The organism is Streptomyces sp. S6, from assembly GCF_054880855.1.
Window position 1 is genome coordinate 1 of sequence record NZ_JBTYMC010000071.1, and the last position, 26724, is coordinate 26724.

Sequence of the window (26724 nt, forward strand, 5' to 3'; positions counted from 1 at the left end):
CGGTGAGGGTCTCGCGGGTGAGCTGGGGGAGGGCGTAGGCGTTGATGCGCTGATCGTGGGGGCTGCTGTCGGGGTGGGCGAGGACGGTGACGTCCGTGATGTGGCCGCCGTTGAGAGTGACACGGACCTGAACGGGGCCGTAGCGGGTCGGTATGGAGCGGCCGGTGGCCGTGCCTGTGGCGGTGGCTGGGAGGGGAGCGGTGCCGGACGCGGTGATGCTCGGTTCCGTGTGGGGTTTCAGGGACAGGAGCAGGACCACTCCGGAGACGGTCGCCGCGCTCGTCAGCACCACGCGGCGCAGGGGGTGGCGTTTCCTCAGGGGGTGCACGGGGGCCTCACAGTTCGAACGACTCGTGGTGGATGCGGGGGTCGGGGACTCCGGCGGCGCGCAGTGCCTCGTACATGGCCTGCGCGAAACCGTGCGGCCCGCACAGGTACACGTCGTGGTCGGCCAGGGCGGGCACGGCCGCGCTCAGGGCGGGCGCCGAGAGGTCGGGGCGGCGCCCGTCAGGGCTGTCGAGCGCGTACAGGATGTGCGCGCCGCGTCGGCGGGCGATCTCCTCCAGCTCGTCCCGCAGCGCCAGGTCCTCGGCCGTGCGGGCGCGGTAGAGGAGGGTGACCTCGCCGGGCAGCGTCTCGAAGAGGGCGCGCAGGGGGGTGATGCCGACGCCGCCCGCGACGAGCAGGGACCTGTGCGAGGCGGCCCGGTCGGCCGTCAGCGCCCCGTACGGGCCCTCCACCCACACGCGGGTGCCCGGCCGCAGGCGGGTCACGGCGCCGCTGTGGTCGCCGAGCGCCTTGACGGTGATCCGCAGCAGCTCCGGGCTCGGCGGCGCGGACAGCGAGTACGGCGTGGAGGTCCAGCCGAGGCCCGCGCCGAGGAACCTCCAGCGCAGGAACTGCCCCGGCAGCGCCCCCAGTTCGGCCAGCCGCCGCCCCCGCACCACGACGGAGTGCACGCCCGGCGCCTCCGCGCGCACCGAGTCGACGCGCAGCCGGTGGCGCAGGTTGAGCCGCATTGGGGCGAGGATCCGGAACCACACCACGAGGGCCGCGACACCCCCGTACAGCACATACCAGGCGACCTGCGCGGGGAGGTTGCCGACGAAGTCGGCGCCCAGCGCGAGCTGGTGGCCGAAGGAGAGGAACACCGCTGCATAGGTCAGCAGGTGCGTGAAGTACCAGAACTCGTGGCCGACCCGCCGCCGCACCGCCCGCGCCGAGATCACCCCGACCCCGACCAGCACGGCCGCACCGGCGGTCGCCTTCAGCATCTCCGGGTAGCCCAGGACCACCGAGAGCGTCTCCTGCACGATCGAGGTGCCGTCCTGTGCGGCGTACCCCAGCAGGATCAGCGCCACGTGGGCCACCAGCAGACAGACGGTGAGACGCCCCGCCATCGCGTGCCACCGCGACACCCGGTCCGTCCCCACCCGCCGCTCCAGCAGCGGGACCCGCGCCATCAGACCGACGAGCACGGCACAGCCGTACCCGCACAGCAGCCCCGCGATCCGCCCGGCGCCCGTCACCCAGCCGGCCGTCCCGACGACCGCGCCGGTGTCGTGCCACCACAGCGCGAGGACGGCGACCGCCCCGCCCCACAGGAGGGCGAGGAGGGGCCCGGCGGGGGAGCGCCGGGGTATGGGCGCCGCCGGGGCGGCCCTGTGCTGTGCGTACACCGTCGTCATCCGTGTGTCCTTCCGCTGGTGGTCCGTCCCGGCCGATCCTGACGGCCCGACCTCTGTGTCTCCTCTCAGCCGACGGCATACGGCCCAGTGCACGACCGGGCCGGGGCTGGTGTTCTGGGGCCGCACACCCGCTTGGGCCGGGCCCCGCATTCATAGGGAACTCAGAGGCGGTACCGACGGCGCAGCCCGCGCGCAGGGCGCATCCTGGAGTCGAGATGAACGCTTCACGACCCCGGGGCCCGCGCCGCCCCGCCCTGACCCGGACCGACGGCACCCCGCTGCGGGTCCTCGTCGTCGACGACGACCCCGACCTCGCGGAGGTGCTCAGCGGCGCCCTGCGCTACGAGGGCTGGGAGGTGCGCACGGCGGGCGACGGTACCTCCGCCGCCGCTCAGGCCCGCGCGCTGCTGCCGGACGCCGTCGTCCTCGACGTCATGCTCCCCGACACCGACGGCTTCGCCGTCCTGCGCGACCTGCACACCGTCCGGCCCGACGTGTGCGTGCTGTTCCTGACCGCGCGGGACGCCGTCGAGGACCGCATCGCGGGCATCACGGCGGGCGGGGACGACTACGTGACGAAACCCTTCAGCCTCGACGAGGTCGTCGCCCGGCTGCGCGGACTGCTGCGCCGGGCGGGCATGGCCCGCCAGCGGGAGGACGGACCGCGCCTGACCGTCGGCGACCTCGTCATGGACGAGGAGGCCCGCGAGGTCACCCGCGGCGGCGACCTCGTCGAGCTCTCCCCGACCGAGTTCGCGCTGCTGCGCCTGCTGATGCGCAACCCGCGCCGGGTGCTCAGCAAGGCCCAGATCCTGGACCGCGTCTGGTCGTACGACTTCGGCGGCGAGGCCCACGTCGTCGAGCTGTACATCTCCTACCTGCGCAAGAAGGTCGACGCGGGCCGCCCGCCCATGATCCACACGGTGCGCGGCGCCGGGTACGTCCTCAAACCGGCGGTGTCGTGAGACCGCGCCCGTCCTGGCCGCGCACCCTGCGCGCCCGCCTCACCACCGGCCTCGTCGTCCTGCTCGCGGTCGGCTGCGCGGCGGTGGGTGTCGCCGCCGTGCTGGAACTGGACGGCTTCCTCACCGGCCGCCTCGACCAGCAGTTGCGCGAGACCGGCTCCCGGTTCCCGGCGAGCCTCGAACACGGCGGCGGCGTGCCCTCCGACCACGACGGCGACGAGGACGGCGACACCCGCCTCCAGCCCGCCGGCACCTTCGGTGCCCGGATCCTCGGCGGCACCGTCACCAACGCGGCGGTGGTGACGTCCGGCGGCGGGACCCGCACGGTCACCCTGCGCGAACGGGACCGACGGCGCCTGGCCGCGCTGCCCGTCGACGGCAGGGGACGCACGGTCGGACTCCACCACCTCGGCGACTACCGGGTGCTCCTGGCCAAGGGCCGCGACGGCGACGTCCTGGTCACCGGCCTGCCGACGGAGCCCGTCGAAGCGGCCGTCCACCGCCTGGAACTCGTCGCCGCCGTCGTCTTCGGTGCCGTCCTCGTCGCCGCCGGGGTCGCGGGCGCGCTGTGGGTGCGCTGGTCGCTGAGGCCGCTCAGCAAGGTCGCCGCGACCGCCACCCGGGTCAGTGAACTGCCCCTGGCGGACGGCGAGCTGGAGCGGTGGCCGCGCGTCCCCGAGGCGGATCCGCGCAGCGAGGTCGGCCAGGTGGCCACGGCCTTCGGCGCGATGCTCCGGCACGTCGAGGACGCGCTCACCAAACGCCACGCGAGCGAGGAGCGGCTGCGGAGCTTCGCCGCCGACGCCAGCCACGAACTGCGCACCCCGGTGGCCTCGGTGCGCGGCCACGCCGAACTGGCACTGCTGCACCCCGGACCCGTCCCCCCGAAGGTGACGCGAGCCCTGGAACGCATCGAGGCCGAGGCCTCGCGCATGGGCGAGATGGTCGACGACCTCCTCCTCCTGGCCCGCCTCGACGCGGGCCGACCCCTGGAGCGCCTCCCCGTCGACCTGACCCGCCTCGTCCTGGACGCCGTCACCGACGCACAGGCCGCAGGCCCCGGCCACCGCTGGACGCTCGAACTGCCCGAGGAGCCCGTCACGGTCCCGGGCGACGCCCACCGGCTCCACCAGATCCCCGCCAACCTGCTGGCCAACGCCCGCCTCCACACCCCCGCCGGCACCACGGTCACCGTCTCCCTGGCCACCGACGGCGACACCGCCCGGCTCACGGTCCACGACGACGGCCCCGGCATCCCCGAGGACATCGCACCCCGGGTGTTCGAACGCTTCACCCACGGGGAACGCCGCCGCACCGAGGACGCGCAGGGCGGGACCGGCCTCGGGTTGTCGATCGTGGCGGCGGTGGCGCAGGCGCACGGGGGTGACGTGACCCTGGAGAGCCGGCCGGGGGCGACGACGTTCACGGTGCGGCTTCCTGCCGGTGAGGACGGACAGGGCGGGGGTTCGTGAGGCTCGGGAGGGCTCTGCGGGGAGGCGGGTTCCGCATGGCCAACTCGCCGCGCGGTGTGCGGGATTGACACCCGTGCGCATCCTCCCCAGCATCGATTCCCGACGGCCGATCGTCGGTAGCCGTCGGTAGAGGAGGCGCTCCATGACCGACCAGCACGACGCTCCCCGCACCGCCCTCGTCACCGGAGCCGGATCGCGCCGGGGCATCGGACGCGCCACCGCCCACGCGCTCGCCGCCGACGGCTACCGGATCGCCGTCCTCGACCTGGACGGGAAGGGCGCCGAGGAGACGGCCCACGAGGTCGCGCAGCGGCACGGTGTCGAGACGCTCGCCGTCGCCGCGGACGTCACCGACGCGGACGCCGTCGACGCGGCGGTGACCCGGATCGAGGCCGAACTGCCGCCGCTCGGAGCGCTGGTGAACAACGCGGGGATCACCTCGCCCGTCCCGTTCCTCGACGTCACGTCCGCCGAATGGGACCGCGTCTTCGAGGTGAACGTACGAGGGAGCTTCCTCGTCACCCGGCGGGTCGTCTCGGGCATGGTCGAGCGCGGACACGGGCGGATCGTCTTCCTGTCGTCCGTCTCCGCCGAGCGTGGGGGAGGGGTCTTCGGCGGGGTCGCCTACTCGGCGGCGAAGGCGGCGCTGCTCGGCTTCGCCCGCGCGCTGGCCCGCGAACTCGGCCCCACCGGCGTGACGGCGAACTGCGTCGCCCCCGGCCTCGTCGACACCGACATCACGCAGGGCAGGCTGGACGAGGCCCGCAAGACCGCCATGGCCGCCGAGATCCCCGCCCGCCGCATCGGCACCGTCACGGACGTCGCCGACCTGATCGCCTTCCTGGCCCGGCCGTCCACCAGCTATGTCACAGGGGCCACCTACGACGTGAACGGCGGCTCCCACATCCACTGAACGGGTGCGGTCCTGTGCCGCCGCAGGACCGCACCCACCGCAACTACCCCGCGATCCGGCCCAGTTCGATCCGGGCGAGGTCGGGAGCCCATGCGGTCGCGTTGCCGAAGGCGACCTTGTTGGCGCCCTTCCTCAGCTCGACCGGCACACCGACCGTCCAGTAGTCGGCCGTGCTCCAGGTGTTCTTGAAGGTGACCCGCTGCGGCGCCCCGTCCCCGACCCGGACGTCCGCTGTCCGCGACATGATGTCCGTGTTGTAGGCGTGCCCGTTGTCCCGCCGGTCGTTGTGCGCGTAGTGCACGACCAGCAGATACCGGCCCGGCCTCGGCGCGTCCACCCTGAACTCGGCAGTGCTGCCAGGGCTGTTGCCGAGACTCCCGACGTACGCCCCGCCGGGCGCGTGGACGGAGCCGACGAGCTCGGCGCCGCCCGCGAGGACGGCGTCGGCGGCGCCGTACGCCAGGACGCCCGCCCCGGACCCGTCGCCCGACACGTCGAGCGAACGCACGGCGGCGTGCCCGGACGTCACCGCGATCCGGTTGTTCCCCGCGACCAGGTACAGCCGAAGTGCCTTGCCCGGCACGGCAGTCACCTTCGCGCCGTGCAGCCCGAGTACGACCGGCCCCGAAGCCCTCGGCGCGACCGTGTAGTACCCGTCACGCGGCGCGTACACGTCGAACACCGCCCGGTCGCCCCGCCGCAGCACGAGCGCACCGGTCCCGGTCCCGCCCGACGACGCGTAGTCGAACCCGGGCCGCCCGCTGATGTCCGCGAGTGTCGCCTCGTACGACGCTGTCGGCGCGGCCGTGCGCCGGGTCAGGTCGATGCGGTCGAGGGTGACCTCGGCGTCGCCCTTGGCGAGGGACAACACGTGGGTTCCGGCGGCCAGTCGGAGGGGGAGCTCTTTCTTGGCGCGGTAGGTCCAGTTCTGCGTGGAGGGGTAGGTGACGGTGAGGGGGGCGGCGCCGTCCACGGAGAGTTTCTGTGTCGCGGGGGCGCCGGACTGGTTGCCGTACAGGACCGCCAGGTCGTACGTGCCGTCCTGAGGGACCGTCACCGTGAAGTCCACTGTGCTGGCAGGGGTGTTGAGGGAGCCGACGTCCTTCGTGCCGGACGCCGCGTACCCGTTGGCGTTCTGGACGGTGCCGTGCGTGGAGACGGTGCCACCGGTGATGGCCGCGCTCTCCGCCTCGTACGACGCCGACCAGGGGACGGACGGTACGGCGGGGGTGCCGGTGCCGGCCGGGGTGAGGACGATCCGGTACGCCGACATCTTGTGCAGGCCCCGCAGCGGGACGGTGACCGTGCCGTCGGCGCCGACCCTCACCTTCGTCCGCGCGAGGACCTGCGGCGCCGCGTGCTGACCCTCGTACCCGGACCACGCGGCCTCGGCGACCGTCGCCGTGACCGTACGCCCGAACACGGACCGCGGGACGTTGCCGAGGACGACGTCCGCGTCCCCCTCGGAGCCGCCCAGCAGCACCTGGGCCTGACGGCGGGCGGTGTCGAGGGAGGCGAGGCCCTGGAGGGTGTCGATCGTGTTCGCCTGCGGTGGGGTGACCTTGACGGTGTCGCCCGTCAGGCCCGCGTACCAACGGAACAGCCACCAGCCCCCGTTGGGGATGTTGGAGCGAACGACCTGACCGCTGAGGCTGCCGGCCGCGTCCCAGTACGCCATGTTCGCGTACACCTTGTTCCTCTCGAACATCGAGATCCACTGCACGAGTTGGCCCGGCACGGACAGGTCACGCCGGTTCGCGTACTCGTCGATGTTGATCCTCAGCGGGCCGATGCCCAACTCCCGCTCCAGCGCACGGTAGTTGTCGTAGTGGCCCTGGAAGTCGCGCAGCGAGCCGGAGCTCAGCTCGTGCCACGTCATGATCTGCGGCATGACGTTCTCACGCTTCGCGAAGGTGAGGAAGTCCCGCAGGAAACGCGGGTAGTAGCCGGTCTCGTTGGGTCCGCCGATCACCGCGTCCGGGTCGATCGCGCGGATCCGCTGGTACACCGTCTTCCAGTGCGCGAGGAAACGGTCGCGCTCCACCTCGTACTGCGCCTGGTCGGGGAGGTTGAGCTTGTACCAGATGAAGTCCGGTTCGTTGAACGGGATGTAGACGAACCGGTCGCTGTTCGGGTGGGCGGCGATCTGCGCGGTGATCTTGTCGACCTTCGGCAAGTAGTCGTCGATACCGAGGTCCTCGTACGGCCACTTCGCGTAGATGTCCTGCATCATCACGTTGATCTCGCCGCCGCCGTTGCGCAAGAACGCGTCGGAGACGGAGAGCGCGTCGCCGTTGGGGTGCTGGGCACCGCCCTCCGGCTTCTGCGAGATGCTCGTGATCTTCAGGGGTTCGAGGGCCGCGTTGCTCGGGACACCGTCGTCACCGAGGCCGTACAGGGCGCCGTTCGCGCCGAGTTGGACCGGGCCCTCGGAGGCGGCGAGGTCCACGGAGAGGCGTTGGGGGGTGGTGGGGGTGGCTGAGGCTTGGGTCGTGGGGAGTGCGCCTGCCATGAGGGCGGCTCCAAGTGCGGTGGTGACGAAGGCGGTTCGGAGTCTGGTGCGGGTGGGGGCGGTCACGTGGCTGGACCTCCGGTTTATTTGACGGCTCCACTGGTGATTCCGGACACGATCTTTCGCTGGCCGACGAGGAACACGGCGACCATCGGCAGGCTCATCACCACGACGTACGCGAAGACGAGATGCCAGTTGTTGAGATAGAGCTGCGCGCTGGCCACCTGGTAGAGGTTCAGCGGCAGAGTGGCCCGCTCTCCGCCGCCGAGGACGAAGAACGAGTAGAAGACGTCGCTCCACGCATAGAGCGTCACCATGATCGTCGCGGTGGCGATCACCGGCCGCAGCAGCGGCAGCACGATCCGGACGAAGATCCGCGCGGGCCGCGCACCGTCGATCCGCGCCGCCTCCTCCAGCTCGAAGGGGATCGCGCGGATGAACCCCGTCATGAAGAAGATCGACGTCGACAGGTACATCCCCGTGTACACGGCGATCATCCCCGGCCGCGTGTTCGCGAGCCCGAGCTGACGCAGCTCCATCACGACCGTCACGACGGCGGGCGGCAGCAGCAGCCCGCTGATGCACAGCGCGTACGCCGCCGACACCAGCCGCGACTTCCGGCGCGCGAACACCCAGGCCGCACCCGCGCCGAGGACGAGCACGAGGACCACCGAAGGGACCACCACCAGCAGCGAGTTGAGCAGTCCACGCAGCATCTCGCCCTGACTGACGGCGTCTTCGTAGTTGCTCGCGGGCTGCCAGTGCCGCGGCAGGTCCAAGTTCGGCCGCACCGCCTCGCCTTGGGGCTTCGCCGAGGTGACGGCGACCAGCCACAGCGGGACGCCGATGGCGAGCGCGGCGATCAGCACGACCAGGGTGGGGCGGGCGTACCGCCAGACGACAGCGGGGCTCACAGGAGTTGCTCCCTTCGCCGCAGGCCGATCACCAGCGGGATCGCCACCGCCACCACGACCAGGAACAGAACCAGGCTCATCGCCGACGCCTGCGCGTACAGGCCCTGCCCGAAGATCCGGAACATGTAGATGTTGAAGACCTCGGTGGAGGCCGCCGGCCCCCCGCCGGTCGTGGCCTGCACGATGTCGAAGGTGTTCATCGAACCGATCAGCGCGGTCGTCACGTTGAAGGTGACGGCCGGCGCGAGCATCGGCCACCGCACCGACCAGAACGTCCGCCAGGGCCCCGCGCCGTCCATCCGGGCCGCTTCGAGCATGTCGCCCGGGATGCCCTTGAGCCCCGCCAGATAGATCAGCATCGACAGGCCCATCCACTTCCAGCCGTGCACGACCGTCACCAGGACCAGCGTCCACGTCGTCGACCCGAGCCACGGAACGTCCGTCCCCAGCAGGGAGTTGACGGCGCCGTCCTGGTCCAGGAGCGCCTGGAAGACGTACCCGGTGGCGAGCGCCGAGATCAGCACCGGCAGGAAGAACACGGCCCGGAAGAACCGGTTGAACCGGGTGTCCGCCTCCAGCAGCAGCGCCAGCACCAGCCCGAACCCGTTCTGGAACAGCGCCGCCAGCACCGCGTACAGCAGCGTCGTGCGGACCGCCCGCAGCAGCGAACCGTCCTGCGCGACCGTCCGGAAGTTGTCCAGGCCGGTGAAGGAGACCGCCGAGTGGTACGACGACCAGTTCGTGAACGGGTAGTAGAAATTCAGCAGGTTGGGGGCCAGGAAGAAGCCCGCGAAGACGACGATCGCGGGAAGCGCGAACCACCAGGGGTGGTGCACGGCGGCGCGCGGGAGACGCCCCGGCGATCTGGGATTTCTCTGCACCGGACGGGACTTGGCGAGAACCACGGTCTGAGTCATCGTCAGAACCCGGGTGCGCCCTGCGCCTTGGCGACCTGGGCGAACTGGTCCTGGATCGCCTGCGCGACCTGCTCCGGACTCTTCTTGCCGTAGATCATGTCGGCCAGGTAGAGATGCGTGTCCGGCGCGACGATCGCCTTCGCCTGGAACACGCCGATCGCCTTCGGCAGCGCGGCCACCTGCGCCTTCGACGTCTCGGGCAGCCCGGCCGGGGTCGGCACCGACGGCTGCACGGACGGAATCTTCATCGCCGCGATGTAGTCGGCGTAGTCCGGGCCCAGCCAGAACGCGAGGAACTGGCGTGCGGCGCGCTGCCGTTTCTGGTCACCCGTGCGGAAGGCGACCACGCCGTTCGTCTGGTCCGGCGAATACAGGCCCGTCGCCGAGGAGTTGGCGACGGGGAACCAGCCGATCCGCTCGTCGATCTCGGCGGTGGAGTACTTGGCCTGCAACTGGCTCTGGAACGACGTGACGTTGAGAGCCATCCCCACCTCGCCCTTCCACAGGGCGTCGGCCTGACCGGTGAACGTGCCCGTGCGGTAGTTCTTCTGGGCGAGCCCGGCGTCGAGGAGTCCCTCCTTGTACTTCTTGACCGCGGCGACGACGACCGGGTCCGTCCACTTCTTCTCACCCCGGTTCAGCTCCTCCCACCACTCGGGGGCGAGGTCGGTGAGCTGGAGCTGCATCTGCCACTGCAACGGCCACTTGTCGCCGCCGGCCTCGTAGAACCCCGCCGCGTCGGTCTTGTCGGTGACGGCCTTGCCGAGGGCCAGCAACGCGTCGTAGGACGTGGGGAAGTCCTTCTCGGTCAGGCCCGCCCGCCGGAAGACGTCCTTGTTGTAGTAGACGCCGAGCATCGCGGGGCTCGTGACGATCGCCGCGTACCGCTTGCCGTCGATCACCCCCAACTTCCGCTCCGTGTCACCGAGTTTCGCGACCCAGGGTTCGGAGTCGAGGGTCAGCAGGTTCTGCTTCGGCTGGACGAACGGCAGTGTGGAGATGGAGGGCTGCCAGAACATCAGGTCCGGGCGGTCCCCGGAGGCGAGTTTCGTCGGCACGTTCTGCTCGTACAGGTCCGGCACCGCCTGCGTCTCGACCTTCGCGCCGGTCGCCTTCTCGAAGGCGTCGATCACCTGCTTCGGAGCGGTGACCGTGTTCTGTGCCGTCCACATCGTCAGTTTCACGCCGTCGAGACGGGCGGTCGGATCGACGGCCGGCTGCTTCGTGTCCGCCGAGGAGCCGGAGGGATCACCGGCGGTCGGGTCGCTGCACGCGGTGGCGGCCAGACCGAGGGCGCACACCAGAGCCAGGGCGGGGAGAGCTCTTGTCTGCATCACGTGCCTTTCGAGAACGGGTGGTTCAGGAAGCAGGATCAGAACAGCGGTGCTCGTGCCGGGTGTTGAGTCGTGCGGGGAGTTCAGCGGTCGGCGGGTGGCGGCGCCGAGCTCTCCCGGACCACCAACTCCGGTACGGAGACGGGGTGCGGGGCGATGTGGGCGGACTGCTCCAGGGCGCCGTGCAGCAGGGCGAAGGCGGCGCGGCCGAGGCCGGTGAAGTCGAGGCGGACGGTCGTCAGGGACGGGGTGAGATAGGCGGAGTGCGGGGCGTCGTCGAAACCGGCCACGCTGACGTCGTCCGGGACGCGGCGGCCCGACTCGTGCAGGGCGCGCAGGACGCCGAGGGCCAGGTCGTCGTTGCCGCACAGGACCGCCGTCACGGACGGGTCCCGGGCGAGTCTGAGGCCTGCCCGGTAGCCACCTGCCGGGCCCCAACTCCCTTGCAGGGGGCGGGGGATCGGGGCGTCGGACTCCCTGAGCGCCTGCCGCCAGCCGTCCGTGCGGGCGGCGGTGCGGCGGGTGCTGGAGGGGATCGCGACGTAGTGCACGGTCGCGTGGCCGAGGGACAGGAGGTGGCGGGTCGCCGCGTACGCGGCCTCACGGTCGTCGGCCCACACCCAAGGGCGGTCGCCCTGCGGGGGTTTCGCCGGGGTCTCGACCACACCGACGACCGGCAGGCCGTCGGGGACGGCGGCCAGCGCCCGGACGCCCGCCGGATCGTATGCGATCACGACCAGCCCGCCGCCCGCGTCCGCCGCGCGCCGTACCTCGGCGGCGACGGCGGTCTCGTCGTCGCTCTCCAGGACGCGGATCCCGACGGCGTACGACGCCGCGCGGGCCGCCTCCTCGATGCCCTGGAGGATCGCCGCGTACCCGTAGTGCGTGGTGTTCGCGGTCAGCACGGTCACACCCCGGCTGCGCCCGCTGGCCAGGGCGAGCGCCGTCGCGTTGCGGCGGAAGCCCAGGGAGTCGATAGCCGCGAGGACGCGGTCCCGGGTCGCCGGGCGGACGCTGGGGTGGTCGTTGATGACCCGGGAGACCGTCTGGTACGAGACCCCCGCCGCGCCGGCCACGTCCCTGATGCTCGCCGGGCGCCTTGTGTGACCGGTCACATCCATGCCAGGATTGTGACCGGTCACACAAGGGTCGTCAAGAGAACGTAACGACGGATTCACCCGAAGGGGTCGGTGCTGTGGACGGGTTCGTGTGGGGGAGTGCGGCGCTGGAGGTGGAGTTCGGGGTCGCCTCGGACGGGACACCCAGGGTGGTGCGGCTCGGTTCCCCCGGCTTCGGTTTCAGGGAGGCCGCCGATCCCGAAGTGGCCCTGCCGCTCGTCGAGTTGACCGCGTTCGGGCAGGGGAGCGGGTGGTCCGGGCCGCGCTTCACGGGAACCGCGCTCGGCAACCGGCTGCGGTACGTGGGCTCTACGGCCTCCGAGGACCGGCTGAGCCTCGAACTCCGCGATGTCGAGACGGGGTTGACGGCTGTCGTCGAGCTGACGTCCTTCGACGGGATCCCGGTGCTGAGGTCCCGGGTACGGCTGCGCAACGACGGCGCCGGACCTCTCGTCGTCCAGTCCGTCAGCAGCCTCGTGCTCGGCGCGCTGCCCTCCCCGGACGTCCTTGACGTGCACCGGGCCCGCAACGACTGGCTCGCGGAGTGCCGTTGGGTCGCCGAGCCGCTGCGGGACGCCGTCGCGGACATCGGGGCCGATGCCCACCAGCACGACAGCCGGGCCGCGTTCACCCTGACCGGGCGCGGGAGTTGGCCCACCGACGGGCATCTCGCGATGGGCGCGCTGACCGAACGGGGCGGCGGGCGGGCCTGGTTGTGGCAGATCGAGTCACCGGCCGGCTGGCGCTGGGACCTCGGGGAGCGGGACCACGGCACGTACCTCGCGCTGAACGGGCCCATCGACGCCGCCCACCAGTGGCGGGTGCGGCTCGCGCCGGGCGAGGAGTTCACGACCGTGCCGGTCGCGCTCGCGGTCGGCGCCGGGTTCGACGAGGCGATGGGTGCGCTGACGCGGTACCGGCGGGCCGTACGGCGCCCGCACCCCGATCACGTCGCGCTGCCGGTCGTGTTCAACGACTACATGAACACCCTGATGGGAGACCCCACTTCGGAGAAGCTGTACCCGCTGATCGACGCCGCCGCGCGGGCCGGTGCCGAGTACTTCTGCATCGACTCCGGGTGGTACGACGACGATGCCGACGGCTGGTGGGACAGCGTCGGCGAGTGGGAGCCGTCCGGCCGGCGCTTCCCCGACGGGGGGATCCAGCGGGTGCTGGGGCGGATCCGGGAGCGGGGGATGGTCCCCGGGCTGTGGCTGGAGCCCGAGGTGGTGGGGGTACGGAGTCCGGTCGCTTCTGCACTGCCTCCAGAGGCGTTCTTCCAGCGCGACGGCATCCGCCTCACCGAACAGGGCCGCCACCAGCTGGACTTGAGGCACCCCGCCGCACGCGCCCACCTCGACCGGACCGTCGACCGGATCGTCGGGGACTGGGGAGTCGGGTACCTCAAACTGGACTACAACATCGTGATCGACCCCGGGACGGTCGCACCGGGCGATCTCGCCCCCGGCGCCGGCCTGTTGGGCCACGGTCACGCGTACCTCGACTGGCTGTCCGGCGTGTTGGACCGCCACCCGGGTCTGGTGGTGGAGAACTGCGCCTCCGGCGGCATGCGCATGGACGGCGCCACCCTCGCCGTCTCCCAGCTCCAGTCCACCAGCGACCAGCAGGACCCCCTCCGCTATCCCCCCATCGCCGTCTCCGCCCCCACCGCCGCCCCGCCCGAACAGGGCGCCGTCTGGGCCTACCCCCAGCCCGACTTCACCGACGAGCTGATCTCGTTCACCCTGGGCGGCGCCCTGCTCGGCCGGATCCACCTCTCCGGACACCTCGACCGCATGACGGATCATCAGATGCGGCTCGTCCAGGACGCGCTGGCCACCTACAAGTCGATCCGCTCCGACCTCACCCACGCCCTGCCGTTCTGGCCGCTGGGGCTGCCCGGCTGGGACGACGAATGGGTGGCCCTGGGAATGCGGGTACCGGACGGACCGTCGTACCTGTCGGTCTGGCGGCGAGGATCGGCGAGCGAACTCCGGGTACCTGTCGGGCACTTGGCGGGGCGAGGGGTGCGGGCCGAGGTGCTGCATCCGGTTGCGGCGGAGAGCGGGGCCGCGTTGTGGGACGGGGAGGGGGTACGGGTGTCGGTGCCTGCTTCGCCTGGGGTGGTGTTGGTGCGGTTGGGCTGAGGGCGGCGCTTGATCAGGGGTGTGACGTGCCCGTCAGCGTGACCGATTGCGGACACCCGCACGTTGTACGCCGCCTCCCGGACCGCCTCGGCGGCGATCCGCTCCAAGGCGGTCACGGCGCGCAGGGGGACCGAGCGGGACTCGACGTCCGCGATGCGCCGGGTCCACTCGTGTCGTACTCGTGGGGGTGGTGCCCGCGACAGCCGCAGGAGCAGGCTGCGCGCAGGTGGGTCGCCTCGGGGGTTTCGGCGCCGCTGTCGGTGCCGAAGTCGTCCGTCCGCCGCTCCACGACCTGTCAGGGGCGGCGCTGTGCGCGGCGGACCGTGAGGATCGCGACGTCGTCGTGTCGGCCGCCGTGTCCGGCGAACGTGCGGGCGTCGTCGTAGAGGGCCTGGGGGAGGGTGCTGGGGGAGAGGTCCGCGAGGGAGGTGAGGCGCTGGTCGGCGGGGTAGAAGGTGCCGTCCGCCGTACGGGTCTCGGTGAGGCCGTCGGTGCTGAGGACGAGCGTGGCGTGCGGCGGGAAGTCGAACCAGCCGACGGTCGTGGGTTCGGCGGCGAGTTCGGACAGGCCGAGCGGGACACCGGAGTCGAGGTGCGGGACGGTGACCTTCCCGTCGTGCACCAGATAGGGCAGCACATGCCCGCAGTTGACGGCCTGCACCTCCTCCTCCCGGTCGATCCCGACGATCAGCGCCGTCACGAACCGCTCGTCCTCCCCGAGGTCCCCGGCGTACGAGTTGTGGCGGACGACGGCGGCGTCCAGCGCGTCGACCAGCGCCGTCAGCGTCGGCTCGCGGTGCGCCGCCTCCCGGAACGCACCCATCACGGCGAACGCGGCGCCCACCGCGGCGAGGCCCTTGCCCTGGACGTCGCCGATGAGGACGCGGGTGCCCCAGGGGGAGTCGACGACGTCGTAGATGTCCCCGCCGACGAGGCGGTCCTCGTGCAGGGGCTCGTACACGCCGTTGACCAGGGCGTCGTCCGTGACGAGGGGGAGGGGGTGCAGGATGTGCCGCTGCATCGCGGCGGCCGTCGAACGCAGCCGGAGCATCTCGGTCTCACGCCGGATGCGGTAGCCGCAGGCGTACGTGGACGCCACGCCGAGCGCGACGGTCATGGCGACCAGGAGCACCCGGTCCAGCCAGTGCCCGCCAGGACCCCGGCCCAGCATGATCGCGCTCACCACCAGCGCCGTCCACCCACCGACGAACGCGGTCTGCCGCACACTGCACAACGCCGCCGCGGCCCCCGGCAGAAACACCAGCGACCCCAGCAGCAACACCGCTGACCCCGACAGCTCCCCCAGCGCCTCCACCGTCACCGTCACCGCTACGACGGCCAGCGCCAGCCGGACGTTCCCGGGCGGCTCCATGGCTCCGACGGCTTCGACAGATCTCGTACGGCTACCGGACATCCGAACTCCCGGGCAGGTGATGAACTGGTCATACCGTATGCAGCCCGCTCGCCTCACGAGGAATCGCCCCGCCGTCACGCGTGTACTTGGACCTCGACCCGGTGCCGGATGTAGGCGTCGGGATGCGACCGGGCTGTCTCGATCGCGGCGTCGACCAGCGGGGACAGCGAGGACGGCATGGCTCCCGGGTGCAGCCGCAGACCGGGGATCAGACAGCGCCGTACGTCGAGGTCGTCGTTGCTGATGAATTCACGCAAGGCGGCTTCGTGCCAGTCGGTGACCACGTCGGGGGCGTCCTCTCCCGCCGCGACGGGCAGCCCGGTCCAGTACCAGGCACGGGCCGCGCCGGCGCGTTCGAGGTTCGTGCCGGTGCGGAGCCGGTCGAGGAGCGCGGACTGGACGCGGCGTCGGCCGAAGGACTTCAGGGCCGGTTCGACGCAGTGCCGGCTGAAGCTCGGGTCGGGGTCGTGGACCGCCGCCGTGATCAGGGGGATGAAGAAGTCCTCCGGCAAGGGGGTGCGGCGCAGGAGTTCGGCGCGGATCAGGGAGCGCAGGTGGTCGGTGGGGCCGGGTTCGACACCGAGCAGCCGCAGCAGGTCCGTCTGACAGCGGCGGAACAGCTCCGCGCCGTTCGACGCGGGGCGGTCCGGGAGGGGGAGGAAGCTCGTCATGGGCCCCACCGTACGCAGCGGCCAAGGCGATCGCCGCCGCCCCCCGACAGGGATCGGGGTGCGGCGGCGACCGGAAGCCGGTCCCGGGACCGTACCGGGGCCGACGGATCAGGGGTGGGTGGTGAGGTAGCCGCCCATGGAGGTGAAGTAGTCGGTGGCCGCCAGCTCTTGGCCGGAGTCGGTGCGGACTCGGGTGATCGCGAGGCCGTGGTTGTGGCCGGTGCGGGCGTCGGGGCCCGCGACGATGACGACGCCGTCGCCCTCGCGGTAGAAGACGCGGCCCGGGGTGCCGCCGTAGCGGGACTGCGAGACGGCGGCGGCGAGGATCTCCAGGCGCTTGCCCTTGTGGTGGGTGAAGGCGGCGGGGTAGGGGGCGGACTGGGCGCGGATCAGGCGTTCCAGGACCTCCGCCGGCCAGGTCCAGTCGATGCGGATGTCGGTCTCCGCGCGCTTGTGGAAGAAGGTCGCCCGGGAGCGGTCCTGCGGTGTGAACTCCGTCTTGCCGGAGGCGATGTCGGCGAGGGCGGCGACGGTGACGGGCGCGATGAGGGCGACCGTCTTGTGGAAGAGGTCGGTGGTGGTGTCGGCGGGACCGACGGGGACGGCCTCCTGGCGGACGATGTCACCCGCGTCCAGCTCGTCGTTCATCAGGTGCGCGGTGACCCCCACCTCGCTCTCGCCGTTGATCAGCGCCCAGATCAGCGGGGAGAACCCGGCGTACTTCGGCAGCAGCGAGTCGTGGATGTTGAGCGTGCCGTGCCGGGGCAGACCGAAGACGCGCGGCGGGATCCACGTACGCCAGTTGTTGGCGACGATGATGTCCGGGTCGGCGTCCTTGAGCGCCTGGAACAACTCCTCGTCGTCGGGCCGGTTGCGGATCAGCACCGGCACGCCGTGCTCCTCGGCGAGATCGGCGACCGAGTCGCTCCAGATCTTCTCGTAGGCGTGCTCGCTCTTCGGGTGCGTCACGACCAGCACCACGTCGTGCTCGGAGTCCAGAAGGGCTTGGAGGGTGCGGTGCCCCCAGGTCTGGTAACCGAACATGACGACCCGCATGGGGTTCCTCCTCGGAGCAGATCAGCAAAATACCGGGGCAAGTAAAGCAAGGCTTACCTTAGTTTTCAACAGGCCCTCTCGGGGCGGCCGTTGGCGGCGAAGGGCTCGCATCCCTCTATCGACAGCTCCGGGTGATTAGCTTAGGCTCACCTAAGTTTCCGGTGTGCCGCTCTTCGGCATGCCCACCCCGCACGATGGGAGAGACATGTCACAGGTGGTCCACGACCTCATCGGAATCGGCTTCGGCCCCTCCAACGTGGCCATGGCGATCGCACTCGACGAGCACAACGCCCGCGTCGGCCGCGAGCAGGCGGTGACCGCCCACTTCTTCGAGCAGCAGCCACGCTTCGGCTGGCACCGGGGCATGCTCATCGACGACGCGACGATGCAGGTGTCCTTCCTCAAGGACCTGGTGACGCTCCGCAACCCCGCCAGCGAGTACAGCTTCCTGTGCTACCTCCGCAGCAAGGACCGGCTCATCGACTTCATCAACCACAAGAGCCTCTTCCCGCTGCGCATCGAGTTCCACGACTACTTCGAGTGGGCCGCCGCGAAGGTCGACGACCAGGTCTCCTACGGCCACGAAGTCGTCGGCGTGGAACCCGTGTCGCGCGACGGGGACGTGGGGTACCTGGACGTCACGGTCCGTTCGGCCGAGGGCCTCGCCGTCCACCGCACCCGCAACCTCGTCATCGGCACCGGCCTGCGCCCCCTGCTCCCGGACGGCGTCACCAGCGGCGCACGCCTGTGGCACAACTCCGAACTCCTCGCCAAGGTCGAGGAGTTGGACGGCGCGCGGCCCGAGCGGTTCGTCGTCGTCGGCGCCGGACAGTCCGCCGCCGAGAACGTCGCCTATCTCCACCGCCGCTTCCCCGACGCCGAGGTCTGCGCGGTCTTCTCCCGCTACGGCTACAGCCCCGCCGACGACAGCGGCTTCGCCAACCGCATCTTCGACCCCCAGGCCGTGGACGCGTACTTCACGGCCCCCGAGGACACCAAACGGCGCCTGATGGACTACCACGGCAACACCAACTACTCCGTGGTCGACATCGACCTCATCGACGACCTGTACCGCCAGTCGTACCAGGAGAAGGTCCTCGGCACCGAACGCCTCAAGTTCCTCAACGTCGCCCGCCTCACAGGCGTCCAGGAACACGACGACAAGGCCACCGCCACCGTGACCTCCCTCGTCACCGGCGAGGAGACCCGACTCGACGCGGACGTCGTCGTGTTCGCCACCGGTTACCGCCAGCTCGACCCCCTCGGCCTCCTCGGTGACCTCGCCGAACGCTGCCTGCGCGACGACGAGGGCCGCGTCCGCGTCGAACGCGACTACCGCGTCGCCACCACCCCCGGCACGCACTGCGGCATCTACCTTCAGGGCGGCACCGAGCACACCCACGGCATCACCTCCTCCCTGCTGTCCAACACGGCGGTCAGAGTCGGCGAGATCCTCGGCTCCCTCCTCGACCGGGGCCTGAAGTCCGCCTCGCACGAGGCCAGTTCGGCCGCCCGCTGACACCCAGGCGCCACAGACCGAAGAGATGACGTACGACGACATGGGCACGACTACTGTTGCGCGCCCCGTGGCCGGAGGGTTGCACCGCACCCGCCGGCGCCGGGTCGTGGGCCTGGGCACCCTCGTGGTGGTCCTCGTGATCGCCTCGGCGGTCTCCCTCGCCGTGGGGGCACGGGCACTGAGCCTCGGTGAGGTGTGGCACGGCCTGTCCGCCGGGCCGCAGGACGACCAGCGGCTCACCGAGATCCGGCTCATCGTCCGGACGGTCCGCGTGCCGCGGACGGTCCTCGCGGTCGTCGCGGGTCTCGCGCTCGGCGTCGGCGGCTCCCTCATCCAGGGCTACACCCGCAACCCCATAGCCGACACAGGGCTGTTGGGCGTCAACGCGGGCGCGTCCTTCGCCGTCGTCACCGCGATCTCCCTGTTCGGGTTCGCGAACCCCTTCCAGTACGTGTGGTTCGGGTTCCTCGGCGCCGGACTCGCCGGGGTCGTCGTGTTCGGGCTCGCCAGCATCGGCCGGGGCGCCGGGAACCCGCTGACCCTCGCCCTCGCCGGGCAGGGCATCACCGTGTTCCTCGCCGCGCTGACGACCGCGATCGCCCTCGGCGACCAACAGGCCCTGAACGCCCTGCGGTTCTGGAACGCCGGGTCGGTCGCCGGGACCGGGTTCGACGTCATCTGGCCCATCACCGGCTTCATCGGCGCGGGCCTGCTCCTGGCCGTCGTCACGCTGCCGTCGATGAACCTGCTCAACCTGGGCGACGACGTGGCGCGCGGGCTCGGCGTCGACGTCACCCGCAGCCGGATCGCCGGCATCGCGGCGATCACGCTCCTCGCGGGCGCCGCGACCGCCGCGTGCGGGCCCATCGCGTTCCTCGGCCTGATGGTCGCCCACGTCGCCCGCAGGCTCACCGGCCCCGACTACCGCTGGCTCGTCCCCTGCGCCGGGCTGCTCGGGGCCGTCGTCCTGCTGGTCTGCGACATCGTGGGCCGACTCGTCGTCAGGCCGGGGGAGTTGGCCGCCGGGGTCGTCGTCTCGCTGCTCGGGGCGCCGTTCTTCGCGGTCCTCGTCTACCGTGGAAAGTTCAAGAGCGCATGAACGGGACAGAGTTGAAGCCCTCGATGACGCCGGGCCTGCGGCTCGGCCGGGTCTCGTTCGTGTGGCGGCCCTGGATCGCCCTGGTCACCCTGCTCCTCCTGGCTGCGGCGTTCCTGCTGTTCTGCCTCTCCATCGGCACCGGCGACTTCCCCATCGACCTGTCCCGTGTGGTCGCGACACTCTTCGGCGGCGGCGAACAGGTCGACAGGTTCGTCATCATGGACCTGCGGATGTCGCGCGCTCTGGCGGGACTGGTCGTCGGGATCGCGCTCGGCGTCTCCGGCGCCATCACGCAGTCCATCGCCCGCAATCCGCTGGCCAGCCCGGACATCCTCGGCATCACCAGTGGCGCGAGCGCGGTCGCGGTGTTCCTGGTCACCGTCTCCGGCGGGGTGGCGACGGCCGTCACCGACAGCCTCGGCCTGTCCGCCGCCGCGCTGTGCGGCGGGCTCGGCACCGGGCTGCTCGTCTACTTCCTCGCGTGGCGGCGCGGTGTCGACGGGTTCCGGCTCATCCTGATCGGGATCTCCGTCAGCGCCGTCATGCAGGCCCTCACCACGTGGCTGCTGGCCCGCGCCGACATCCGTGATGTGGCGCGCGCCCAGGCGTGGTTGGTCGGCTCCCTCGACAACCGGTCGTGGAACGAGGTGTGGATCGCGCTGTGGTGCACGCTCCCCCTGCTGGCCGCGATCACCTGCGTCGCCTTCCAGTTCAAGCCCCTGCACTTCGGCGACGACGTCGCCGCCGGCCTCGGCGTACGGCACTCGGCGGTACGGGCCGTGCTGCTGCTGTGCGCGGTCCTGCTGGCCGGGGTCGCGGTGAGCGCGGCGGGTCCGGTGCCGTTCGTCGCGCTGGTCGCGCCGCAGGTGACGATGCGTCTGGCGCGTTGCCCCACACCGCCGTTGGCGGCTTCCGGGCTGTTCGGGGCGGTGCTGCTGCTGGGCTCCGACCTCGTCGCGCGGTCCCTGCCGGTGACGCTTCCGGTGGGGGTGGTGACGGCGGTGATCGGCGGGCCGTTCCTCGTCTGGCTGCTGGTGCGGGCGAACCGGAAGTAGCTGGTACAAAGGTTAGGCACACCTAAATACAAGGGGGCCTTGTGGTCGCTCAGTCCATCACCGAGATCGAGTCCCCGGTCACCGCCACCGCGCGGCTGGCCGCGAAAGGCGTCACCGTCGGGTACGGCGGCCGAACCGTCATCGACGACCTCGACGTGGCGGTGCCGCAAGGTGTCGTCACCACGATCATCGGGCCCAACGGCTGCGGTAAATCAACCCTGTTGAGGACCCTGTCGAGGCTGCTGAAGCCGACGAAGGGCGCGGTCGTGCTGGACGGCGACGACATCGCCCGCATGAAGACCCGGGAGGTCGCCAAGAAGCTCGGGCTGCTCCCGCAGGCGCCGGTCGCGCCCGAGGGGCTCACCGTGTCCGACCTGGTCGCACGCGGCAGGCACCCGCACCAGAGCTGGCTGCGGCAATGGTCGTCGGACGACGCGGAGGTCGTCGAGAAGGCCCTAGCCATGACCGGCGTCCTGGACCTCGCCGACCGGCCCGTGGACTCCCTGTCGGGCGGTCAGCGCCAGCGCGTGTGGATCTCCATGACGCTCGCCCAGGGCACGGACCTGCTGCTCCTGGACGAGCCGACGACGTACCTCGACCTGGCGCACGCCGTGGACGTCCTCGACCTCGTGGACGACCTGCACGAGTCGGGGCGGACCGTCGTCATGGTGCTGCACGACCTCAACCTCGCCGTCCGCTACAGCGACAACCTCGTCGTCATGAAGGACGGCGCGATCCTCGCGCAGGGGCATCCCCAGGACGTCGTCAGCGCCGAACTCCTGTACGACGCCTTCGGGTTGAGGGCGCTGGTCGTCGACGATCCGGTCGGGGACCGGCCGATGATCGTGCCGATCGGGCGTACGCACGTTCAACTCGGGGAACGATGAGGATGCTTGCTGAAGTGAGGCTAGGCTAACCTAAGTGTCCCTAGTAGGGTTTGCCTGCGCTTTACGGAACAGCGAGCTTTACGGAACAACGAGAAGGCAAGGGATCGCGGGATGCTCCTCCACAGAACGACGCTCGACAAGCCCTGGCAGCGGCTGGCCGCGACGCTGGCCGCCACCACGCTCGGCGTCGGCCTCCTCGCGGGCTGCGGCTCCGGCGACACCGACGGCTCCGACAACGCCGCCGCGTCCACCTCCCCGAACTCCGCCGGCTCCGGCGCCTTCCCCGTCACCGTCGACCACTTCTTCGGCTCGACGACGATCAAGAAGGCCCCCGAACGCGTCGTCACCGTCGGCTACACCGACGACCAGACGGTGCTGGAACTCGGCACCAAGCCCGTCGGCATGGTCGACCAGTACCCGAACCCGGCCGGCAAGTCCCCGGACATCAACACGCAGTGGCCGTGGGTCAAGGACAAGTGGGGCTCCACGAAGCCCGAAGTCATCATGAACAACGGTGACTCCGGCCCGAACTTCGAGAAGATCGCGGCACTTCGGCCGGACCTGATCGTCGCGGTGTACTCCGAGATCGACAAGGCCGCCTACGACAAGCTCTCCCGGATCGCGCCCACGGTCGGCCGCACCAAGACCGAGAAGGAACCCTTCAGCGCACCCTGGCAGGACAACGCCCTCCAGATCTCCAAGGCCCTCGGCAAGGAGAAAGAAGGGCAGCAACTGATCCAGGGCGTCCAGGACAAGCTCGCCGCCGCCAAGAAGGCGCACCCCGAGTTCGCGAACCAGACCGCCGTCGCGCTCTCCTGGTACAAGGACGCCATCAACCCCTTCACCTCCACCGACGTCCGCGGCCAGCTCCTGACCGGGATGGGCTTCAAGTACCAGACCGGAATCGACAAGATCGCCGGCGGCAACTTCTCCACCGCGCTCTCCCCGGAACGCGTCGACCTCGTCGACGTCGACCGCGTCGTCGTCATCAACGACAAGGCCGACACCGACGCGCTGAAGAAGTTCCAACTCTTCACGAACCTCGACGCCGTGAAGAAGAACAAGGTCACCTACCTCCTCGACAGCGAGGGCCCGGCCGTCGGCGCCGCCACCTCCCAGGCCACCCTCGCCTCCATGCCGTACGCCATCGACGAACTCGTCAAGGCGGTCAGCCGGTCATGACCGACGCCGGCGTGAGCACCGCCACGCGCCCCGCACCGGCGGTGCTGCGCACGGCGACCGGCCGCGAGGCCACCCGCTGGGTCACCGCGCACTGCCGCGAGATCCCCGGCCTGACCACGGCCACCGTGCTCACCACGGTGGCCGGGGCCGCCCTCCAGGTCCTCCCCGTCCTCCTGCTCGGCCGCGTGGTCGACGGGGTCGTCGGCGGGGACGACCGGTCGGTGCTGTTCACCATCGGCGTGACGATGGTGGCCGCCGCACTGCTCGGCGCCGTGGCCACCGCCGCCTCCACATACCTCGTCGGACGGCTCGGCGCGGATCTCCTGGCGCGGCTCCGGGAAGGCGCCGTCCGCGCCGTGCTCGGGATGCCCAGTTCGCGCGTCGAACAGGTCGGGCGCGGGGATGTGCTGTCCCGGGTCGGGGACGACGTCGCCGTCATCTCCCGGGGGATCCGCAGCGCCATCCCGACGGTCTTCTCCGCCGGGGTACTTGTCGCCATCGCCACCGCCGGCATGTTCGGCCTCGACTGGCGGCTCGGGCTCGCGGGGGCCGGTGCGCTGCCCGCGTACGCGTTCGCGCTGCGGTGGTATCTGCCGAGGTCCGCGCCGCTGTACCGCAAGCAGCGGGCCGCGCAGGCCGACCGGGCACAGGCGCTCATCAGCGGGCTCGACGGGATCGACACCGTGCGCGCCTACCGGCTGGAGGACAGTTTCCGCGAGAAGGTCGACGCCGAGTCGTGGCGGGTGCGGAACTACGGCATCGAGGTCTTCCGGTTCTTCGGACGGTTCGTCGGGCGGGAGAACCGGGCCGAGTTCATCGGGCTCACCCTGATCCTGCTGGTGGGGTACGCGCTCCTGGAGAACGACGCCGCCACGCTCGGACAGGTGGCTGCCGCGCCGCTGCTCTTCCACCGCCTGTTCACGCCGCTGGGCGCGATCATGTTCACGTTCGACGAGGCCCAGAAGTCGGGGGCCAGCCTGACGCGGCTGGTGGGGGTTCTCGGAGAGGGAGGTGAAGGGCGGCTCGTCGGGGACGCGACCGTGGCCGGTGCCTCGGGTGCGTGCGGGGTGCAGATCGAAGGGCTCGGCTTCAGCTACCCCGGCACCGAACGGCCCGTCCTTCGCGACGTCAACCTGTCCATTCCCGCCGGGAGTTCGCTCGCGCTCGTCGGGGCCACCGGAGCCGGGAAGACGACACTCGCCGCGCTCGTCGCCGGGATCGGGACGCCTGACGCCGGGACCGTCCGGGTCGGCGGGACCGACCTCGCGACCCTCGACGAGGCTGGGGCGCGGGCGTTGGTCAGCATCCTCACACAGGAGAGCCATGTGTTCTCCGGGAGCCTCGCGGAGGATCTCCGGCTGGCCGCACCGGACGCGACGGACGAGGAACTCACCGACGCGCTGCGGACGGTGGGGGCGTGGGGGTGGGTCTCCGCGCTGCCCGAGGGGCTGGCCACGGCGGTCGGCGAAGGCGGTGAGCGGCTCGACGGCACGAAGGCCGCGCACATCGCCCTGGCTCGGCTGGTGCTGGCCCGGACACCGGTCGTGGTGCTGGACGAGTCCACAGCTGAAACGGGAAGTGAAGGCGCCGCCGAGCTGGAGCGGGCGGTCCTGGCGGCGTGCGCCGGGCGGACGACGTTGTTCGTCGCGCACCGGTTGACGCAGGCGATGTCGGCCGACCGGATCGCCGTACTGGACGCCGGACAGGTCGTCGAACAGGGCACACATGACGAACTCGTCGCGCTGGGAGGGCGATACGCACGCCTGTGGCGAGCGTGGCGAGAGGGCAGCTGAATCTTTCCCAGGGACAAAACCTGAAGCCGACGTTCACCATCTGAAAGGGACGCGGAGTCTTCGATGCTGGAATCAACTCCCCGATCTGTACGGCTCTCTCCCGAGCGGCTCGCCTCTGTGCGGCGGCGTACCGGGGGCGATCACTCCGACCGGGCCATCCTTCAAGCGTGCGGCATCGGGCTGGAGTTCTGGGCTTCAGGGGCCAGTCCCGAGGGGATCGAGCTGACGGCCGAGACCCTCTTCACGGACGTCCTCGCCTGGGCCGGGAACGGCGGACAGGAGGCGGACGACGTCCCTGCGCCCGACGGCGTCCCCGTGCCCGACGGTGTCGATCCCGGCGACGCGCAGCTCGCCCTCGACGACCTCGCCGACTTCCCGGACCGCCCGCTCGGCACGATCGCCCCCTCCGGCGCGGCGGCACGGCTGGAGCAGCTCGCGGAGTGGAACGACACGCGGGCCGACCGGGAGCGCCCGACGATCGTCGAGATGTTCCGGGAACAGGCACGGACCCGGCCCGACGAGATCGCGATCGTCGACGAGCAGCGGAGCCTGACGTACCGTCAAGCAGCGGAACTCTCCTCCCAGTTGGCCCATCACCTCATCGAACGCGGGCTCACGGCGGAACAAGTCGTCGGCATCTCCCTCGGCCGCTCCGCCGAGATGGTGATCGGTCTGCTCGCGGTCCTCCAGGCGGGCGCCGCGTTCGTCCCGCTGGACCCGCAGTGGCCGGCGGCACGCCGGGCGGTGGTCATCGAGGACGCGCGGACGGTGCTCCAGCTGAACGGCACGGGTGTGCACGACGAGGCCGAACCCCCCGCTGTCGCCGTCGACTTGGGGGAGTGGGCCCATGGCGCGTACCCGGTCGGCGGGACGGGGATCACGGCACCCGGCAACGGGCTGGCGTACGTCATCTTCACCTCCGGCTCCACCGGCCGCCCCAAGGGCGCGATGATCCGGCACGAGGCGATCAGCGAGCGCCTGCTGTGGCAGGTGACCGAGATCCTGCACTTCGGGCACGACGACGCGGCCCTCTTCAAGGCGCCGCTGTCGTTCGACATCTCCATCAACGAGATCTTCCTGCCCCTGGTGAGCGGCGGACGGCTGGTCGTCCTGCGGCCCGGCGGCGAACGCGACCCCCAGCACCTGCTGAGCGTCATCGCCGAACAGCGCGTCACCTTCACCTACTTGGTGTCGTCGATGCTGGACGTCCTGCTGGAGATGGCGGGCGACTCGGGAAAGCTGGACAGCCTGCGGCACGTGTGGTGCGGCGGCGAGGTGCTCACGCCGGAGCTGTACGAACGGTTCCGCACCAAGCTCGACATCCCGATGTACCACGGCTACGGCCCCGCCGAGACGACCATCGGCGTCTCACACGTCATCTACCGGGGCAAAGCCGGACGCCTCACGACGTCCATCGGCAAGGCCAACCCGAACACACAACTCTACGTCCTGGACCACGAGTTGCGTCCGGTACCGGTCGGCGTCGGCGGCGAACTGTACGTCGGCGGCTTCCTGTTGGGGCGCGGATACGCGGGCGCCCCCGGCCTCACCGCGTCCCGCTTCGTCGCCAACCCCTTCGCGGCCGACGGCTCCCGCCTGTACCGCACCGGGGACCTGGCGCGGTTCACCCCCGACGGCTCCCTCGACTTCCTGGGCCGCGCCGACAACCAGATCAAGATCCGGGGCATGCGCCTGGAGATCGAGGACGTCGAAATCGGCCTCGCCGAACACCCCGGCGTCCGCTACACATGCGTCGTCGCGAAGAAGAACTCCGCCGGCGGCACCTACCTCGTCGGCTACGTCATCCCGTCCGCCGGGCACGAGGACCTGCGCGCCGACGACGTCAAGGCGTGGGCGGGCGCGCACCTGGTCGAGTACATGGTGCCGGCGCACGTCGTCGTCATGACGGAGTTCCCGCTCACCGCGAACGGCAAGCTCGACCGGGGCGCCCTGCCCGAACCCGAAATCCGCACCGGCACGATCGTCCCGCCCGCGACCGAGAACGAGCGGATCGTCTGCGCGGCCGTCGCGAAGGTGCTGCGCCTCGACGAGGTCGGCGTCGACCAGG

21 protein-coding genes are annotated in these 26724 nt (G+C 71.1%); 11 read left to right on the plus strand and 10 right to left on the minus strand.

The genetic code is table 11. The annotated features are described in order from the left end of the window. A partial coding sequence (locus tag ACVNF4_RS12775) for an FMN-binding protein (protein ID WP_461802879.1) occupies window positions 1–328 on the minus strand: 328 nt, incomplete at its 3' end. 7 nt (window positions 329–335) lie between these two features. Then, window positions 336–1688, minus strand: a complete 1353-nt coding sequence (locus ACVNF4_RS12780; protein ID WP_461802880.1) for a ferredoxin reductase family protein — start codon at window positions 1686–1688, stop codon at window positions 336–338. Window positions 1689–1903: 215 nt separating this feature from the next. On the opposite strand from ACVNF4_RS12780, the gene ACVNF4_RS12785 reads away from it, so the two are divergent. The 3 genes from ACVNF4_RS12785 (at window position 1904) to ACVNF4_RS12795 (ending at window position 5038) form a co-directional block, all read left to right on the plus strand. Then, window positions 1904–2653 carry a response regulator transcription factor gene (locus tag ACVNF4_RS12785; RefSeq protein ID WP_461802881.1) on the plus strand — a complete coding sequence of 250 codons (750 nt, stop codon included), beginning with the start codon at window positions 1904–1906 and terminating at the stop codon, window positions 2651–2653. Next, window positions 2650–4125 (plus strand): sensor histidine kinase, encoded by a 1476-nt coding sequence (locus ACVNF4_RS12790; RefSeq protein ID WP_461802882.1) that lies wholly within the window; start codon window positions 2650–2652, stop codon window positions 4123–4125. The genes ACVNF4_RS12785 and ACVNF4_RS12790 overlap by 4 nt, the downstream gene beginning before the upstream one ends. A gap of 142 nt (window positions 4126–4267) precedes the next feature. Continuing rightward, a complete protein-coding gene (locus tag ACVNF4_RS12795) occupies window positions 4268–5038 on the plus strand; it encodes an SDR family NAD(P)-dependent oxidoreductase (RefSeq protein ID WP_461802883.1) in 771 nt (256 codons plus the stop codon). A gap of 43 nt (window positions 5039–5081) precedes the next feature. Here the strand turns inward: ACVNF4_RS12795 and ACVNF4_RS12800 are convergent, their stop codons facing one another. The 5 genes from ACVNF4_RS12800 to ACVNF4_RS12820 form a co-directional block, all read right to left on the minus strand. Beyond that, window positions 5082–7550, minus strand: a complete 2469-nt coding sequence (locus ACVNF4_RS12800; protein WP_461802898.1) for a CBM35 domain-containing protein — start codon at window positions 7548–7550, stop codon at window positions 5082–5084. 83 nt (window positions 7551–7633) lie between these two features. Then, window positions 7634–8464, minus strand: coding sequence for a carbohydrate ABC transporter permease (locus ACVNF4_RS12805; RefSeq protein ID WP_461802884.1), 831 nt, complete (start codon window positions 8462–8464; stop codon window positions 7634–7636). Beyond that, window positions 8461–9381: a carbohydrate ABC transporter permease gene (locus tag ACVNF4_RS12810; RefSeq protein ID WP_461802885.1), complete on the minus strand. Its 921-nt coding sequence runs from the start codon at window positions 9379–9381 to the stop codon at window positions 8461–8463. The genes ACVNF4_RS12805 and ACVNF4_RS12810 overlap by 4 nt, the downstream gene beginning before the upstream one ends. Window positions 9382–9383: 2 nt before the next feature. Beyond that, window positions 9384–10715: an ABC transporter substrate-binding protein gene (locus ACVNF4_RS12815; RefSeq protein WP_461802886.1), complete on the minus strand. Its 1332-nt coding sequence runs from the start codon at window positions 10713–10715 to the stop codon at window positions 9384–9386. 83 nt (window positions 10716–10798) lie between these two features. After that, a complete protein-coding gene (locus tag ACVNF4_RS12820; RefSeq protein WP_461802887.1) occupies window positions 10799–11836 on the minus strand; it encodes a LacI family DNA-binding transcriptional regulator in 1038 nt (345 codons plus the stop codon). Between the two features lie 74 nt (window positions 11837–11910). Here ACVNF4_RS12820 and ACVNF4_RS12825 point away from each other — a divergent pair, with 74 nt between their 5' ends. Then, window positions 11911–13980 (plus strand): alpha-galactosidase, encoded by a 2070-nt coding sequence (locus ACVNF4_RS12825; RefSeq protein ID WP_461802888.1) that lies wholly within the window; start codon window positions 11911–11913, stop codon window positions 13978–13980. 295 nt (window positions 13981–14275) lie between these two features. On the opposite strand, the gene ACVNF4_RS12830 is transcribed toward ACVNF4_RS12825, so the two are convergent. From ACVNF4_RS12830 to ACVNF4_RS12840, 3 genes are all read right to left on the minus strand, one after another. Continuing rightward, the gene (locus ACVNF4_RS12830; protein ID WP_461802889.1) at window positions 14276–15394 is read right to left on the minus strand and encodes a PP2C family protein-serine/threonine phosphatase; all 1119 of its coding nucleotides are present in this window, start codon (window positions 15392–15394) and stop codon (window positions 14276–14278) included. A gap of 74 nt (window positions 15395–15468) precedes the next feature. Continuing rightward, on the minus strand, window positions 15469–16065 hold the full coding sequence (locus ACVNF4_RS12835; RefSeq protein ID WP_461802890.1) for a hypothetical protein: 597 nt from the start codon (window positions 16063–16065) through the stop codon (window positions 15469–15471). Window positions 16066–16173: 108 nt separating this feature from the next. Beyond that, on the minus strand, window positions 16174–17121 hold the full coding sequence (locus tag ACVNF4_RS12840) for a methionyl-tRNA formyltransferase (protein ID WP_461802891.1): 948 nt from the start codon (window positions 17119–17121) through the stop codon (window positions 16174–16176). A gap of 205 nt (window positions 17122–17326) precedes the next feature. Here ACVNF4_RS12840 and ACVNF4_RS12845 point away from each other — a divergent pair, with 205 nt between their 5' ends. The 7 genes from ACVNF4_RS12845 to ACVNF4_RS12875 all read left to right on the plus strand — a co-directional run. Continuing rightward, window positions 17327–18640, plus strand: coding sequence for a lysine N(6)-hydroxylase/L-ornithine N(5)-oxygenase family protein (locus ACVNF4_RS12845; RefSeq protein ID WP_461802892.1), 1314 nt, complete (start codon window positions 17327–17329; stop codon window positions 18638–18640). 40 nt (window positions 18641–18680) lie between these two features. Further along, window positions 18681–19739: a FecCD family ABC transporter permease gene (locus ACVNF4_RS12850; RefSeq protein WP_461802899.1), complete on the plus strand. Its 1059-nt coding sequence runs from the start codon at window positions 18681–18683 to the stop codon at window positions 19737–19739. Next, window positions 19736–20794, plus strand: coding sequence for a FecCD family ABC transporter permease (locus ACVNF4_RS12855; protein ID WP_461802893.1), 1059 nt, complete (start codon window positions 19736–19738; stop codon window positions 20792–20794). Before ACVNF4_RS12850 ends, ACVNF4_RS12855 begins: the two co-directional genes overlap by 4 nt. Before the next feature lie 41 nt (window positions 20795–20835). Further along, window positions 20836–21681: an ABC transporter ATP-binding protein gene (locus ACVNF4_RS12860; RefSeq protein ID WP_461802894.1), complete on the plus strand. Its 846-nt coding sequence runs from the start codon at window positions 20836–20838 to the stop codon at window positions 21679–21681. Between the two features lie 111 nt (window positions 21682–21792). Next, on the plus strand, window positions 21793–22863 hold the full coding sequence (locus ACVNF4_RS12865; RefSeq protein ID WP_461802895.1) for an iron-siderophore ABC transporter substrate-binding protein: 1071 nt from the start codon (window positions 21793–21795) through the stop codon (window positions 22861–22863). Beyond that, on the plus strand, window positions 22860–24656 hold the full coding sequence (locus tag ACVNF4_RS12870; RefSeq protein WP_461802896.1) for an ABC transporter ATP-binding protein: 1797 nt from the start codon (window positions 22860–22862) through the stop codon (window positions 24654–24656). Before ACVNF4_RS12865 ends, ACVNF4_RS12870 begins: the two co-directional genes overlap by 4 nt. A 63-nt stretch (window positions 24657–24719) precedes the next feature. Beyond that, window positions 24720–26724: amino acid adenylation domain-containing protein (locus tag ACVNF4_RS12875; protein WP_461802897.1), on the plus strand; the 2005-nt coding region annotated here is incomplete at its 3' end.